We start from the raw sequence: 14,968 nt of genomic DNA on the forward strand, positions 1-14,968 counted from the left end.
TCTTCCCTCGTCGCCCCGGGCGCGGTCAGCCACCGAGAAAACCCTTGTTACGCATCAGGAAATCCGCGAGGAAGCCGTCGTGGGGGATCTGCGGCGCCTGGTAGTAGGTCGGGTGGGTGCCGCGGTACAGATTGGTCACCGTCGGTTCCGCGATCAACGCGTCGACGAGGTCGTCGTACTCGGTGTGGACGCCCAGGACCAGGGAACGGCGCAGCGGCGCGACACCGTCGTCCCGCGACCACGGCGACACCCACACGCACGGGAACCCCAGCTCGACGTTGAGCCTGTCCGGGTCGGGACGGTCGAGGAGGTGGACCGCCGGGCGCAGCGCCGCCGACCCGTCACCGAGGTCGGCAACGACCTGCCCGGCGCCCAGCAGCTCCTCGGCGCCGGTGGCCCGCCGTGCCAGGAATCCCGCCAGCGCCCGCGCGCTGGCCAGCGGTTGAGTCGGCAGGACCGCCCGCTCGTCGTGGGCGGGCGCCGGCTCCAGCGCACCCAGGCGCTCGGCGATCGCGTGGGCCAGCGGCGCCGGGTCGCCCTCGTAGAGCACCGCGGTCGTGTTCACGCATCCCGTGCCGCCCTGGCCGCTGACCGAGTCGACGATCATGTCGAGGTGGCGGTGCCAGTCCTGTTCGGCGGTGAGCAGGATCTTCGTCCGCCCAGGTCCGTTGGGAAACACCGTCGCGGACGCGGCGTACCTGTCGACGACATCCTGGCCGCCGTAGACCATGGCCAGGTCGGCGCGGCCGACGAGTTCGTCGACGCCGGTGTGGTCGGTGGGCAGATACAGCACGTCCTCGGCGCGGAAACCGGCGCCGCGCAACGCCGCGACGACACGGTGTCCGGTGAACGGTTCGCGCCGGGACGGGCGGACGGCCACCCGGTATCCCAGCGCCAGAGCCTGCGGCCACGTCCCGTGGATGCCGGGGGTGTTCCCGGAGGCGTTGACCGCGAACACTTCTGCGCGCCGCGTCCACACCGCGCCGCCCTGCCCGGGCCGCTGGCGGCGCCAGTCGGTCACCGAACCCGAGGGTCGCGCCGGGGCGGCGGCGGTCATGGCCGATGCGAGCGCGTCGGCGACACCGTGGGCGGCGGCGCGGGTCACGGCGATCGGCAGCCCCGAGACCCGGGTGGCCGCCAGGACGTACCGCTCGAAGTCCAGGCCTCCGATCGTCGCGTCGACGAACGCGGCGGCCGCGGCCGACAGTGCGGTTGCGCGTTGCGCGGGCGGCAGCGGCGCGACACGGCGCTGCGCGGCCAGGCCACGACGGATGTAGAGCGGGGGCACCACGCTCATCTCGACGGCGGCGGAGCCGGTGACATCGCGGAGGACCTCGCGGGTGCGGGTGCGGTACTCGCCGTCGGGACCCAGTGCGTCGAGGGCGACGAGATCCGCGGCGACAGTGGACATCGGACCGCTCACCGGCGGCCACCGCGTGACGCGGCCGCGGCGTCGTCCCGAGTTCTGCCGGCGATAGCGATGGCCGCAGCCTAGTGGGCCCCGGTAACGCCCGGGCGCATGGCGGGTGAACGATTCTGCCCGGCGCGGCCTCCGGCGACGGCCGCCGGCCCGGGGTCACCCGGCGGCGGTGTCGAGCTGCCGGCGACTGGGGGACAGCGCCACCGCGGCCCCGGCGGCGATCAGGTTCAACGCCAGCAGAGCGGCCAGCGGCTCGATGATCGCCGCCCGCTGGGCGAGCGCGCCCAGCGCCGCACCCACCAGCGAGGACACCGCCGCGATCAGCAGGGCCCCGAATCCCAGCAGGGTCGCCCGGTGCCGGTCGGCGGCATGCGCGCCGACCCAGATCAGCCCGGCGCTGAAGATGGCCTGGTTGGCGACGGTGGCCAGCACGAAGACGATCGAATAGACCCAGACGTGGTTCCATTCCTGGCGGACCTCGATGACGACGCAGATCAGCGCCGCCGCCGCTCCCAGCAGGCCGCTGAGGACGAACATCGCCCGCACGCCCGCCCGGCGGCTCACCCAGCGCCAGAACACCGCACCAAGCACCAGGCCCACACTGGACGAGATGATCAGCACGTGCAGGCATCCGGCGGTGTTGGAGTGATTGACCGACGCGTGCACGCTGTAGAACGGGGTGCCGAGGCTGACCGGCACGAACAACACCATGATCGCGGCGTAGTAGCGGAACCAGCGCTGCGACCGCGCGGCCGCCAGGCCCTCGCGGTAGGTGTCGGCGAAGGTCACGCGCTGCCGGCGACCGACCCCGGTGACCGGCCCGATGAACACGGCCAGCAGCGCGGCCGCGGCCAGGCAGCCCGCGCCCAGCCAGAGCAGGTCCAGCTGGCTGTTGCGCGGGTCGCGCTGCGCCAGATACGGCACCAGTAGAAGCGTGATCCCGACGGTCATGATCGCGCCGAGCGCGCCCTGCACCAGCACCAGATCGCGGCGACGATCCTCGGACAGCTTGCTCGAGATCACCTCGGAAAAAGCCACTTTGGACAGGCCGGAGACGAGGCCCGCCGCCAGCGAGGCCGCCAGGAAGACGGCCGCGACGAGAAGACCGGTGCGCGCCGAGATACCGCTGAGTGCGACGAAGACCGCCATCGCGCCGGTCGAGCCGGCGATGACGGCGTGCAGGTTGGCGTGGCTGCGCCGCAACACATACGGCGACAGGGAGTTGCCCACGACCACGCCGACGCTGTAGGCCGCATACACCAGCCCCGCCACCCACAGCAGGTCGAACTGCGCGGCGATGAAGGGCAGCACGACCGAGACGTTGGCGAGCTGCAAACCCGTGATGTACAGCGTGCCCTGGGACAGGAACACCCGGTAGCGGCCCCGTTCGGCCGAGGTGTCCGCCGCGTTGCCGCTCACTGTGTCATTCCGGCGTCATTCCGGTGTCACTCCGGCGTCATTTCTGGTGTCACTCCCGGTCACTCACGCCCAGGACCGTCATCGGTCGCCATCCGTTGTCGTGGCGCGACGTTACTCCGCACCGGCGATTTCGACAGTGCACCCGGTCGCACCCGGTCGCGTCCACTATCCACAGTGGTTCCACCTTTCCAAAGTGGTTCCACAAGGAAACCTTCGGACTTTCTCAGTGACGGTCAGCACAGTGGTGTGATGACCGCATTACTCGAATCACCGCCCCGCACGGTCGCCACGGCGCCGCTCGGTAGGTGGCGTCGCGGGTGGTGGCGAAGCGCACCGACGGCCAGGGCGGCGTTGGCCGCGGTGTTCCTGGCCATCCTGTTCGGAACGATCTATGCCAGTGCGGAGCTGGCGCACACCGTGGCCTCCACGGTCGCCTTCGCGACCGCGATCACCCTGATCGCCGCCGCGGTGGCCGGGTGGGAGCGCGTGGTCGTCACCGCGCAGGACGCCGGACTGGTCGGAGCCGCCGCACGGGAACGTCGGGCCGGCCGCCGCGACACCCGCTGACCACCGGAGCGTCGCTCAGGCGGACACGGCGCCCTTCCGCGACAGGGGGCCCGACAGCGGCCTGACGTGGACGCGGGCCCCGTGGCGGGGCACCAGCACCGGTGCCGCGTGCGCCGGCGGCGACTCCTCGCGCCCGCTGACCGGGCGCAGCTCGGCCTCCCGCAGCATGGTGTGCAGGACCGTCGTCAGCTCACACATCGAGAAGCTGGCCCCGATGCAACGTTTGATTCCGCCGCCGAACGGCACCCAGCTGTACGGGCCGGGCCGGGTACCCAGGAACCGCTCCGGGGCGAAGGTGTCCGGCTCGGGGTAGGTCTGCGGGTCACGGTTGATCACGTCGAGCAGCAGCACGATCCGCGTCCCGGGCGGCAGCGTGTAGTCGCCGAGCCGGTACTCGCCGGCGGTCATCCGCCCGGTGATCGGTGCCGGGGGCCGCAGCCGCAGGGTCTCGTTGATGACCGCTTCGGTGTAGGCGGTGGCGCCGGTTTCGGCCTCGGCGCGCACCCGCTCCTGCACCGGACGGTGGTGGGACAGCAGGTCGGCCAGCCAGGCCAACGTCGTCGCCGTCGTCTCGTGCCCGGCCAGCATCAACGTGATGATGTCGGCCCGGATCTCCTCGTCCGAGAGCCGGTCGCCGTCCTCGGAGCGTGCCTGCACCAGCATGCCGAGCACGTCGGTGGCGTCGCCGCGGGCATCCGCCGACCGCCGCGCGGCGATCATCGGCAGCACCAGCTCGTCGATCCGGCGGTTGACCGCGGACAGGGTGCCCCAGCCGCGCAGCGCCCCCAGCCGCCGCGCCGCGTAGCGGACCGGCGTCTCGGTGGACACCGCCAGGTCGAGCAACTCGGCGAACGGCGCGCCCAGGCGCTCGATCTCGGTGGGCTCGTGGACCCCGAAGATCACCTGCACGATCACGTCGAGCGTCAGGTCCCGGGCCGCGTCGAGCATCCGTACCGGTGCCCCGGCCGGCCAGGACGCCATCGCGCTGCGTGTCGCGGCCTCGATGGTGGGGACGTAGCCGCGCAGGGCGGCGCCGTGCAGGGGAGGCGCCACCAGCTTGCGCCGGCGCAGATGCTCGGGCTCCTCGAGGACGAACATGGACCGGCGGCCGTAGATCGCCGCGGCCGGGCCCACACCCTCGCCGCCCAGCAGCACGTCGGGTTTGGCGGTGAACACCTGCTTGGCCAGCGCGGGATCGGCCACGACCACGACGGGGCCGAATCCGAGCACCGGCAACGCCACCACCGGCCCGAGCCGGTCCACCAGCCGGCGCAGCAGGGCCTGCCCGCCGACCCCGTACGCCGCGGCGTACAGACCGCCGAACACCGGTGACAGCAACCTGGGAGCCGGCAAACTCGGGGGCAACACAGGTGTCACCCTGGCACGGCGGCCGCCCGCCCGGCGGCGTTTTCGCCAGACACGTGTCAAATTCTGCGGGGACCGGACCGGACGTCTCAGGCGGCCCCGAACACCAGCGCCACGTTCTGGCCGCCGAGGCCGAACGAGTTGGCGACCGCGTAGCGGTAGTCGCCGTAGCGGGCCTTACCGGTGACGACGTCGAGGTCGACCTCGGGGTCCAGATGTTCGAGGTTCACCGTCGGCGGAACGATGCCGTCGCGCAGGGCCTGCACCGTCACCACCGCCTCGACGGCGCCCGAGGCTCCCATCGACTGCCCCAGCGCACCTTTGGGCGCGGTGACCGCCGGGCCGTGGGCCAGCGCGCGTTGGATCGCGTGGGTCTCGGCCACGTCGCCCGAGGAGGTGCCGGTGGCATGGGCCTTGACACAGTCGATGTCGGCGGCCGTCAGACCGGCCAGCCGAACCGCGCGGGTGATGGCGTCGGCGGCCGTCTCCCCGCTCGGGTCCGACGCCACGGCGTCATAGCCGTCCGAGGTCATGCTGAAGCCCATCACCCTGGCCAGGATGGTCGCGCCGCGAGCCCTGGCGTGCTGCTCGCTCTCGACGACCATCAGCGCACCGCCCTCGGCGAGCACCGTGCCGTCGCGGTCCCGGTCGAACGGACGGCAGGCCCCCGCCGGGTCGTCGTTGTTGCACGACAGCAGGCCGCTGTTCGCGAACGCCGCCACCGGCGTCGCCTCGATCTTGGTCTCCACCCCGCCGCAGATGGCGATGTCGGCCTCGCCGAGGGCGATCATCCGCCACGCCTGACCGATGGCCGCGGCCCCGGAGGCGTCGGCCAGGATGGGCGCCACCACGCCGGACTTGGCGTGCCGATCCAGACCGACCGCGGCCGCCGGGGCGTTGGGCATGTGCATCTGCACCATCAGCGGATTGGCCGCCCGCATACCCCTGGCACGCCACTGGTCATACAGGTTCACCAGATCCTGGGTGGTGCCGAAGGCGTGACCGATCGAGACCAGCAGGCGGGTGGTGTCCACGTCGGGTGCCCCGGCGTTGTCCCAGACCCGCCGGCCCAGCACGGTGGACATCTTCTGCATGTAGGACAGCCGCCGCAGTTCGATGCGGGTCAGGTGCTCGTCGAACTCCTCCAGCAGCCGGCCACCGATGTGCACCGGCAGGTGGAACTCCTCGATGAACGGGTAGTCGAGCACGTCGATGCCGCTGTGGCCGTCGAGCAGGCCCTGCCAGGTCTCCTCGGCGTCCGCGGCGATCGGCGTGGTGGACGCGACGGCGGTGACCACGACGTCGACGAGTCCGTGGCCGGTGCTCAGGGCCGGCCTCGTGGCCGTCCCTGAGGCCCCCCTCGTGGTCGTCATGGTGGTCGGTCCCCCTGCGCTCCCCGGGTGACTACCCGGACACGCCGCCGGGTGAACACCCAGTCCGGATGCTGGCCCGGGTCCTGGCCCGGGTGCTCGAATGTGGCGCGGTCCGCATTCGGCTCGCCTCCTGCCCCTCCCGTGCGCCCCTCCCGCGCACGCTCCGTGAACGTCCCGGCCGCCCCCGGCGTGCGGGCGGCCCGGTTCGCTCTGCGACGACGGCACGGCCGCCGCGGTCGCCTCCCCTGGTGAAGGACTTCGATTATCGCCGATCGGCGCCGTCGCCGGGACGCATCGAGGTGAAGTCCTCCGATCCCGGCCACTGCGGCATCTTGGGCATCTGCGATATCTCCGGCATCCGCACCCGGGCGGTACCGGCGCGGATCGGGGCGCTAGAACTCGTCGGGGATGTCGTAGCGGGTCTGGTGGCGGCCGGGCGCCTCCGGGTCGTCGTTCTGGTGGTCCAGCTTGTCCTGCAGCTCGCGTTGCTCCTCGGTGGCCCTGGTGGCGTCCTTCGGCGTGGGCGGCGGGATCTTGTTCTGTTCCACGGTCGGCCTCCGGTGGGTCGTCGACGTGTTCCGACCCACCGGGTTCACCGTTCCGGCGGCGCCGAAACACCGGTCACCGGCCGGACCGGCTCACTGGGGTGCCTGGACCTCGATCTTCTTCTCGCTCTTCTTGGGTTCGGAGATGCCGACCGACACGGTGAGGATCCCCTTGTCGTAGGTCGCCTTGATGTCCTCCTCGTCCGCGCCCTGGGGCAGGGTCACGCTGCGAACGAACGAGCCGTAGGAGAACTCCGACCGCCCCTTGCTCTCGCTCTTCTCGCTGCGCTCGGCCTTGATGGTCAGCCGGCCGTCCTGCACGGTGACGTCGACGTCCTTGGCCGGGTCGACGCCGGGAATCTCGGCGCGTACCTCGTAGCGGCCGTCCTCGGTCATCTCGTCTTCGAGCCGCATCGCACGGGCATCGATGAGCGGGCGGAGGTTGGCGAACGACGGAAACCCCGCGAAAAAGTCGGCCACCTCGGGAAACAATGACGAATGCTGGCGTCGTTCCAGGGTGCTCATGACTCCTCCTTCTGGCTGGTCTTGTCTGATGCACCACAATCCGACCACCCGGGGGAGCCGGCGGCTAGGGACCCAGGTCCCGGAATCGGGTGGCCGTTCGTCCAGCAGAGTGCGTCCGGGGAGGGTCAGGTGCGTCCCGGGCCGAGGTGGGCGAGGAACCAGTCCCGCGCCAGCTCCGCCACGGTCTCCAGCGCGCCGGGCTCCTCGAACAGGTGGGTGGCGCCGGGCACCACCGCCAGCCGGCACTCGACCGGGATCGACTGTTGTGCCCGCTTGTTCAGCTCGAGGACCACCTCGTCGCGCCCACCGACGATCAACAGGGTCGGCGCGTCGACCCGCGCCAGTGCCGGACCCGCGAGATCGGGCCGGCCGCCGCGGGAGACCACCGCGGCCACCTCGATGCGGGGATCGGTGGCCGCCCGCAGCGCCGCGCCCGCGCCGGTGCTGGCCCCGAAGAACCCCACCGGCAGCGGTGCGGTGTCGTCCTGGTCGGCCAGCCACGCGGTGACGTCGACCAACCGGCGTGCCAGCAGGTCGATGTTGAACACGTTGGCGCGGTCGGCCTCCTCCGCCGGGGTCAGCAGGTCGAACAGCAGGGTGGCGAACCCGGCTTCGTTGAGCACGTCGGCCACGAAGATGTTGCGGGGACTGAACCGGCTGCTGCCGCTGCCGTGGGCGAAGACCACCACGCCCCGCGGATCCGGTGGGATCGTCAGGTGCCCGGCGACGCGGACCGCGCCGGCGACGATCTCCACTTCCTCGTCACGGCGCGGCGGGGTGCGCCTTCGGCCTGAGGGAACCATCATCAGCCTCCTGTGTGGCCAGCCTAGGGACGCCGCCGGGCGAATTCGAGGCCGTCGGCGGCCCGAATCGGGGACCAACGGCACCGATGCCGCGGCGGCGGTGCGACCGGTGAGGGTCGGCTCGTCGCGGTCGCTCTGGGAGAATGCGCCGGTGACGATTGGCCTGATCTGTGCGATCGAACCCGAACGGGCCCACCTGGGCCGGGAACTGACCGATACCCGCAGCGAGGTCGTGGCGCACGCCCGGTTCGACACCGGCCGCCTGGACGGCCACGAGGTGGTGCTGGTCGGCGCCGGGATGGGCAAGGTCAACGCCGCGCTGGTGGCCACCCTGCTCGCGGACCGATTCGGTTGCCGGGCAGTGGTTTTCTCCGGTGTGGCCGGCGGGCTGGACCCCGAGCTGAACATCGGCGACATCGTCGTCGGGATGCGTGCGATCCAGCATGACGCCGGCGTCATCGACGACGACAGGCTGCAGCACTACCAGGCCGGCCACGTGCCGTTCATCAACCCCACCGAGCGGCTGGGGCACGCCGTGGACGCCGAGCTGGCGGCCACGGTCCGAGACCGACTCGACGGGCTGACGCTGCCGCCGCTGTCCCGGGCGGCCGGCGGCGCGGACCGCGCGCCGCGGATCACCTACGGCACGGTCCTGACCGGCGATCAGTTCCTGCACTGTGAGCGCACCCGCGACCGGCTGCACGGCGCGCTCGGCGGTTCGGCCGTCGACATGGAGGGCGCCGCCGTCGCGCAGGTCTGTGAGGCGTTCGGGATCCCCTGGCTGCTCATCCGCGCGCTGTCCGACCTCGCCGGGCGGGACTCCAGCTTCGATTTCCCGGCCTTCGTCGACGAGGTGGCCGGTAGTTCGGCGGCCATTCTGCGCAGGCTGCTGCCGGTGCTCTGAGGTTCTCGCCGGCCCCGTCGCGTGCTTTCCCGCTGCCACCGTCGGCACCATCGCCGCTGCCACCGTCGGCACCATCGCCGCTGCCACCGTCGGCACCTCCGTGTGCGGCAACGCTGGCGGCTTGCGGCACCGTTGGCGGCGCCAACGCATCGAGTGTGCGCGCAGATCGCGTTCCGTGCGTGCGGGACGATCCAGGCGCACGTTCGGTGCAACGGGGCCGGGTCGTGCGACAGCCCGCGGCGATCCAGGCGCACGCTCGGTGCAACGGGGCCGAGCTGTGCAACGGGGCCGAGTTGTGCAACGGGGCCGGATCGTGCACGGCGCGCCGGGTCGGGTGTCGGGTCGCGGCGCTCAGTTGGCGCGCGAGGTCCAACCCAGGAACCGGCTGATGCCGCCGGCGGCGGCGACGGTCTGGGTGGCCACCGACTCGAAATCGGTCACCTTGAGCCGGTAGGCCGGTCCGGAGACGCTCAGCGCGGCCACGGTCTGGCCGGTGTTGTCGAACACCGGCGCGGCCACCGCGTTGAGACCGATCTCCAGCTCCTCGCGGGCGCTGCCCCAGCCCGCCCGGCGGATGGTGGACAGCTCCGAACGCAGCCGCGTGAGGTCGGTGATGGTGTTGTCGGTGAACCCCTCCAACGAGGAGCCCAGCCGTGTCCGCATGTCCTCGGCGGAGAGCGCCGAGAGCAGGACCTTGCCGCTGGAGGTGGCGTGGGCGGGGCAGCCCCGGCCCACCCAGGTCTGCAGCGCGACCTCGGCGGTGCTGGTGGCCTCCACGATGTTGACCGCCCGGTCCTCCTCGAGGATCGCCAGCGTCGCGGTCTCGCCGATGTCGGAGGCCAGCCGGTTACACGCGTCCTGGCCGAGTTTGGCCAGGTCCTGGTTGCCGCTGCGGGACCGCGCCAACCGGGACACCGCCACGCCGAGCTGGTATTTGCCGCGTTCGGAGAGCTGCTCGACGTAGCCGCGGGACTCCAGCGCGGCGATCAGCCGCGACACCGTCGATTTGTGTACGCCCAGCTCGCCGGCGATCTCGGTGACCCCGCCCTTGCCCATCTCGGCGAGGATCTCCAGCACCAGCAGCGCCCGGTCGACCGATTGCACCGCAGATGCGCGGGTCCCGGCTTCGCCGTCGTCGCCAATGGCCATATCCTCGCCGATACTACCGGCCGCCCCGGTGGCGACCGTCAGCGAGCCGCTCATGCCGGGCCGGTCCGCGTCACCACCCAGTCGTGGAACTCGGCGATGTGGTGCTCGGCGGGCACCAGCACACCGCCGTCGCGGTAGGCGCGTGAGGCCATGGCGGGCTGGGTGCGTTCGCAGGCGTCGAAGTCCTGGAGATTGACCCGGTGGAACAGCTCCACGGAGCGGCTGACGTCCCGGTCGTCGCCCACGACGTCGGCCGAATACAGCCAGTCGCATTCGACGACGGTGCGGTCGGCCGCGGTGGGGAACATGCGGTGGAAGATGATGTGGTCGGGAACCAGGTTGATGAACGCCGTGGGCCGCACGGTGATGGCGAAGTACCGGCGGTCCTGGTGGTCGGCCACACCGGGCAACGTCGCGAACCCGTCGCCCCCGTCGATGGTGAACCCGGACACGCCCGCACCGAACTCGGCGCCCCGCCCCACGGTGGATTGGGCGGCCTGGCCGCGGGCGAACTCGGGCACCAGCCCGGAGAGCTCGGGGTGGATGGTGGCGCAGTGGTAGCACTCCATGAAGTTCTCGACGATGAGCTTCCAGTTGGCGGCGACGTCGTAGACCACCCGCCGGCCCACCTGCAGGGTGTCGACCCCGTAGTTGTCGATCGCCTCCGGATGGCCCAGCCGGTGGGTGGCCGCGGCGATGACCTCGTCGTCGAACGAGGGCGGGTCGTCGGCCAGGCACACCCAGGCGTAGCCCAGCCACTCCCGCAGCGCGACCCCGATCAACCCGTAGCGCTCGCGGTCGATGCCGGCGCCGCTCTCGTCGGTGAGGGCGCCGATGTTGGGGGCCCCGACGAGCCGACCGTCCAGCCCGTAGGCCCAGGAGTGATACGGGCAGCGCAGGTTTCGCCGCACCTGGCCCTCGGGCTCGGTGCACAGGGTGGCGCCGCGGTGGCGGCAGATGTTGAGGAAGGCGCGCAGGGCCCCGTCGCGTCCGCGCACCACCAGCACACTCTCGCGGCCGATCCGGACCGTCTTGAACTGGCCGGGCTGGGCCAGGTCGCTGCTGCGCACGGCGCACATCCACATGCGCTCGAAGACGAGTTCCTGCTCGGCGGCGAACACCGCCGGGCTGGTGTAATGGGCGCCACCGAGGGTCGCCCGTAGCGACGACTCCTGCACCGGCTCGTCGATAGCGGTCATGCGGACACCAGCCTTTGCGGATCGAACAACGAGATGGGGTGTGCGGTGCGGCCGTCGATGGCCAGGTCGGCGAGGATCTCGCCGACCACCGGAACGAATTTGAAGCCGTGCCCGGAGAATCCGCAGGCCACGGTGACATTGTCGTGCTGCGGATGGTGGGCGATCACGAAGTGCTGGTCCGGGGTGTTGGAGTACATGCAGGTGGCCGCGTGCAGACACGGCGCGTCCAGGGCGGGCAGCAGTTCTCCCACCCGCGTGCGCATTTCGGCGACCTCATGCTCGCCGACGGTTCGGTCGATGTCGTCGGGAGTGCAGGAGATGCCCTTGCGGAAGAAGGCGACCTTCACTCCGCCACCGGGCCCGTCGATGGCCGGGAAGCCGTAGATCTGTGCGCCGGAGGCGTTCTCGTCGATGAAGATGGGGTGATCGGTGAAGGCGGCACCGCCGTCGGCCGGGTCGAGCCAGTACATGACCTGACGCTCGACGGTGATGGGCACGCCGAACTCGCCGAGCAGTTGCGGCGCCCAGGCGCCGGGACAGATGACCAACCGGCCCGCGGTGTAGCTGCCGCGGGCGGTGGTCACCCGGACGCCGGCGGCGGTGGCCTCCCAGTCCAGCACCGCCTCGTCGAACCGCAGTGTCGCCGAGGCCCGCTCGGCCAGCGACAGGTGCGCGCGCACGGTGTGCTCCGGGCGGGCGAATCCGGCCTTCTGCTCGTAGACGGCGATATCGCCCGGGTTGGGGGTGAAGTTGGGGAAACGGGCGGCGAGTTCGGCGGCCTCGAGCACCTCGTGGGGCAGCCCCCACTCGCGGCTGGCCCGCAGGCTGCCAGCCACGGTCTGGCACTCCGGAGGGCCGATGAACAGCCCGCCGGTGAGCCGGTAGACGTCGGGGTCGGCCCGCCGCGCCAGCTCCTCCCACAGTTCGTAGGCGCGCAGCAGCAACGGGACATAGGCGGGGTCCTCGAAGTAGGACTGCCGGATGATCCGGGAACCACCGTGGCTGGACCCCCGGTCGTGGGCGGGCCGGTGCCGTTCCAGCCCCAGCACCCGCTGACCGCGGGCGGCCAGATGGTAGGCGGCGGAACTGCCCATTCCGCCCAGGCCGACCACGATGACGTCATAGCTGGTCATGGATGCTTACCTCCGGATCCGGGAGAGGGTGGGGTCGACCACCGGGTCGGCGACCACGGTGGCGGGATGGCGGGACCCGAAGTAGTCCACGACGACGGACGCTCCCGCGGTGGTGTCGGGCGGCAGCCACGCGTAGGCCAGACAGCATCCGGCGGTCGGGGAGTAGCCCGCGCTGGTGACGTACCCGACGCAGTCGAGCTCACCGCCCCCGCCCCGCGCGAAGACAGGCTCCTTGCCCATCAGCATCGCGGTGGGTTCGGTGAGCGCGATCGTCATCAGCCGCCGCCGGGGTGGGGAAGCGGCCTCCAGGGCCGCGCGACCGAGGAAATCGCCCTTGGTCATCCGGACCGCGAAGTCGACGCCGGCCTCCTCGGGGGTGTGCTCGGCGGTCATGTCGGTTCCCCAGGCGCGGTAACCCTTTTCGAGCCGCAGGCTGTTGAGCGCGATCCGGCCGGCGGCGATCGCCCGGTGCGGTGTCCCGGCCTGCCAGAGCAGATCCCACAGGGCGGCCCCGTAGCAGGCGTCGGTGTAGATCTCCCATCCCGACTCGCCGACGTAGGACACCCGCAGCAGGGTGACCGGCAGCGCGTCGAGGTAGGTCTGCACGGCCGAGAAGTACTTCATGGCGCCCAGCGTCAGGTCCGCGTCGCACAACGGGGCCACGACGTCGTAGGCATTCGGCCCCCACACCCCGATGCAGCACGTCCCGCCGGTGACGTCACGCACGGTGACGCTGCCGTCGGCGGGCAGGTGACGGGTCATCCAGTCGTAGTCCAGGGGGCCGTTGGCGCCCACCTGATACTCGTCCCCGGCGAGCCTGGTGACGGTCAGATCGCTGCGGATGCCGCCGGTCTCGTCGAGCATCAGGCTGTAGCGCACCGCGCCCACGCGGGTGTCGACGTCGTTGGTGGTCAGGCGCTGCAGGAAGTCCGCGGCTCCGGGCCCGGTGACGGCGTAGCGGGTCAGCGGGGTCATGTCGTAGAGGGCGACGTGCCGGCGGGTCCAGTGCGCCTCGGCGATGGCGACCGGTGACCAGAACCGGGCCGACCACTCGTCGCGGTCGGGGAACTCCACGCCCTCGGCCCGCAGGGCTTGCAGCACAGGCAGGTTGGCGTCGAAGTAGGCGGGGCGTTCCCATCCGCCGGCCTCGTAGAAGTGCGCGCCCAGCTCCCGCTGACGGTGGTGGAAGGGGCTGGTCCGCAGGCCGCGCAGCGCCGTGCGGTACTGGTGCGGGTGCACGATGTCGTAGACCTCGACGAAGGCCTGGCTGCTGGTCTCGGCGATGAACCGGGGGCTGCGCGCGAGGTCTTCGAACCGGTAGAGGTCGCATTCGCTGACGTCCAGCGACGGGGTTCCCTGCAGGATCCATTCCGCCGCGGCGCGCGCCACGCCGGCCGAGTGGGTGACCCACACCGCCTCGGCGACCCAGAACCCGGCGAGGTCGCGGTGCTCGCCCAGGATCGAGAAACCGTCGGGGGTAAAGGAGAAGATCCCGTTGAACCCCTCGTCGAGCTTCGAATCCCCCAGCGCCGGAAGCAGTCTGACCGACTGTTCCCAGGCCTGCGCGAAATCGCCCTCGGTGAACGGCAGCATCGAGGGCATCGGCTCCTCGGCGGTGTCGACCAGAAGCGTCGTCATGTCCACCGGCATCGGCTTGTGGCCGTAGTAGCCGATGCCGAGCCGGTCGACGTGCTCGCGGTAGTACAGGTCCTGATCCTGGTGGCGCAGGATCGGCAGGCCGGCCTCGGAGCTTTCGGTGTTGCGTCCGGCCAGCGGCCCCACCCGCCCGGTCTTGGCGTACTGGTGGGCCATCGGCACCAGCGGCACCACCAGGTCGACCCCACGGGCCAGCTGCGCACCCCAGAAGCCGGCCGCGCAGACCACGATGTCGGCCTCGAGCACGCCCTCGTTCGTGCGCACCCCGGTAACCCGGCCGCCGGCCGACTCCACGCCGAGGACCTCGGTGTGCGGGCGGAACACCGCCCCGCGGGCCATGGCCCGCCGGGCCTGCGCCTCGGCGGCGCGCAGGGCCTTGGCCAGTCCGTCGGCGGGGGTGTGCAGACCGCCCAGGATCTGGTCGGGATCCAGCAGCGGATGCAGCGCGGCGCACTCGGCCGCGTCGAGCAGCCGGCCCTCGATGCCCCGCGACTGTGCCCAGCCGGCCTTGCGGTGCAGGTCGGCCCACCGTTCTGCGGTGGTGGCCACCTCGAGCCCGCCGACCGGGTTGAAGACCCAGCCGCCGGGATGGTGCAGGGCCGAGAACTTCTCCACGGTGTAGCGCGCGAATGCGGTCATCGTCTTCGACGGGTTGGTCGCGAAGACCAGACCAGGTGCGTGGGAGGTGGACCCGCCGGTGGAGAACAGCGGCCCGCGGTCGACCACGGTGACGTCGCCGGCGCCGCGCGCTGTCAGCTCGTCGGCCAGCGAGCACCCCACGATGCCCGCACCGACGACGAGGATTTTCGGACCGCCCATGACCACCCCACAGTGTTGCGCGTTACGGAACGTATTGCGTAATGCGCAACATCGTGCGCCCTGTTGGGTCCGCCGTCAAGCCGAACGGGCA

At 71.4% G+C, this 14,968-nt stretch carries 12 protein-coding genes and 1 pseudogene; 2 read left to right on the top strand and 11 right to left on the bottom strand.

Going from position 1 to position 14,968, the window contains the following annotated elements; genetic code table 11:
- Positions 1-25: 25 nt before the first annotated feature.
- Positions 26-1,411 (bottom strand): aldehyde dehydrogenase family protein, encoded by a 1,386-nt coding sequence (locus CSR00_RS11255; protein WP_099022491.1) that lies wholly within the window; start codon positions 1,409-1,411, stop codon positions 26-28.
- Positions 1,412-1,576: 165 nt separating this feature from the next.
- A complete protein-coding gene (locus CSR00_RS11260; RefSeq protein WP_099022492.1) occupies positions 1,577-2,839 on the bottom strand; it encodes an MFS transporter in 1,263 nt (420 codons plus the stop codon).
- A gap of 249 nt (positions 2,840-3,088) precedes the next feature.
- On the opposite strand from CSR00_RS11260, the gene CSR00_RS11265 reads away from it, so the two are divergent.
- On the top strand, positions 3,089-3,406 hold the full coding sequence (locus CSR00_RS11265) for a hypothetical protein (protein WP_141564336.1): 318 nt from the start codon (positions 3,089-3,091) through the stop codon (positions 3,404-3,406).
- Between the two features lie 15 nt (positions 3,407-3,421).
- On the opposite strand, the gene CSR00_RS11270 is transcribed toward CSR00_RS11265, so the two are convergent.
- The 5 genes and pseudogenes from CSR00_RS11270 to CSR00_RS11285 all read right to left on the bottom strand — a co-directional run.
- A complete protein-coding gene (locus CSR00_RS11270; protein WP_099022528.1) occupies positions 3,422-4,732 on the bottom strand; it encodes a cytochrome P450 in 1,311 nt (436 codons plus the stop codon).
- Positions 4,733-4,860: 128 nt separating this feature from the next.
- Positions 4,861-6,144 (bottom strand): KasA/KasB family beta-ketoacyl-ACP synthase, encoded by a 1,284-nt coding sequence (locus tag CSR00_RS11275; RefSeq protein ID WP_099022494.1) that lies wholly within the window; start codon positions 6,142-6,144, stop codon positions 4,861-4,863.
- A gap of 392 nt (positions 6,145-6,536) precedes the next feature.
- Entirely contained in the window at positions 6,537-6,692 is a 156-nt protein-coding gene (locus CSR00_RS30645; RefSeq protein WP_176562017.1) for a hypothetical protein, read from the bottom strand.
- Positions 6,693-6,782: 90 nt separating this feature from the next.
- Entirely contained in the window at positions 6,783-7,214 is a 432-nt protein-coding gene (locus CSR00_RS11280) for an Hsp20/alpha crystallin family protein (protein ID WP_099022495.1), read from the bottom strand.
- Positions 7,215-7,339: 125 nt separating this feature from the next.
- A pseudogene (locus CSR00_RS11285) lies at positions 7,340-7,990 on the bottom strand (dienelactone hydrolase family protein); the annotation flags it as partial.
- A gap of 178 nt (positions 7,991-8,168) precedes the next feature.
- Between CSR00_RS11285 and CSR00_RS11290 the strand changes: the two are divergent.
- Complete coding sequence (locus tag CSR00_RS11290; RefSeq protein WP_099022529.1) at positions 8,169-8,921, top strand: 5'-methylthioadenosine/adenosylhomocysteine nucleosidase; 753 nt, start codon at positions 8,169-8,171, stop codon at positions 8,919-8,921.
- A 351-nt stretch (positions 8,922-9,272) separates the two neighbouring features.
- Here the strand turns inward: CSR00_RS11290 and CSR00_RS11295 are convergent, their stop codons facing one another.
- Genes CSR00_RS11295 through CSR00_RS11310 form a run of 4 tightly spaced genes read right to left on the bottom strand, consistent with a single transcriptional unit; the run spans position 9,273 to position 14,877 of the window.
- Positions 9,273-10,070: an IclR family transcriptional regulator gene (locus CSR00_RS11295; protein ID WP_099022530.1), complete on the bottom strand. Its 798-nt coding sequence runs from the start codon at positions 10,068-10,070 to the stop codon at positions 9,273-9,275.
- A 50-nt stretch (positions 10,071-10,120) separates the two neighbouring features.
- Positions 10,121-11,269: an aromatic ring-hydroxylating oxygenase subunit alpha gene (locus CSR00_RS11300; RefSeq protein ID WP_099022497.1), complete on the bottom strand. Its 1,149-nt coding sequence runs from the start codon at positions 11,267-11,269 to the stop codon at positions 10,121-10,123.
- Positions 11,266-12,402, bottom strand: coding sequence for an N-methyl-L-tryptophan oxidase (gene solA / locus CSR00_RS11305; protein WP_099022498.1), 1,137 nt, complete (start codon positions 12,400-12,402; stop codon positions 11,266-11,268). The genes CSR00_RS11300 and solA overlap by 4 nt, the downstream gene beginning before the upstream one ends.
- 6 nt (positions 12,403-12,408) lie before the next feature.
- Complete coding sequence (locus CSR00_RS11310; RefSeq protein WP_099022531.1) at positions 12,409-14,877, bottom strand: GcvT family protein; 2,469 nt, start codon at positions 14,875-14,877, stop codon at positions 12,409-12,411.
- Positions 14,878-14,968 lie beyond the last annotated feature (91 nt).

The sequence above is a fragment of the Mycolicibacterium palauense genome, assembly GCF_002592005.1.
Classification (GTDB): domain Bacteria; phylum Actinomycetota; class Actinomycetes; order Mycobacteriales; family Mycobacteriaceae; genus Mycobacterium; species Mycobacterium palauense.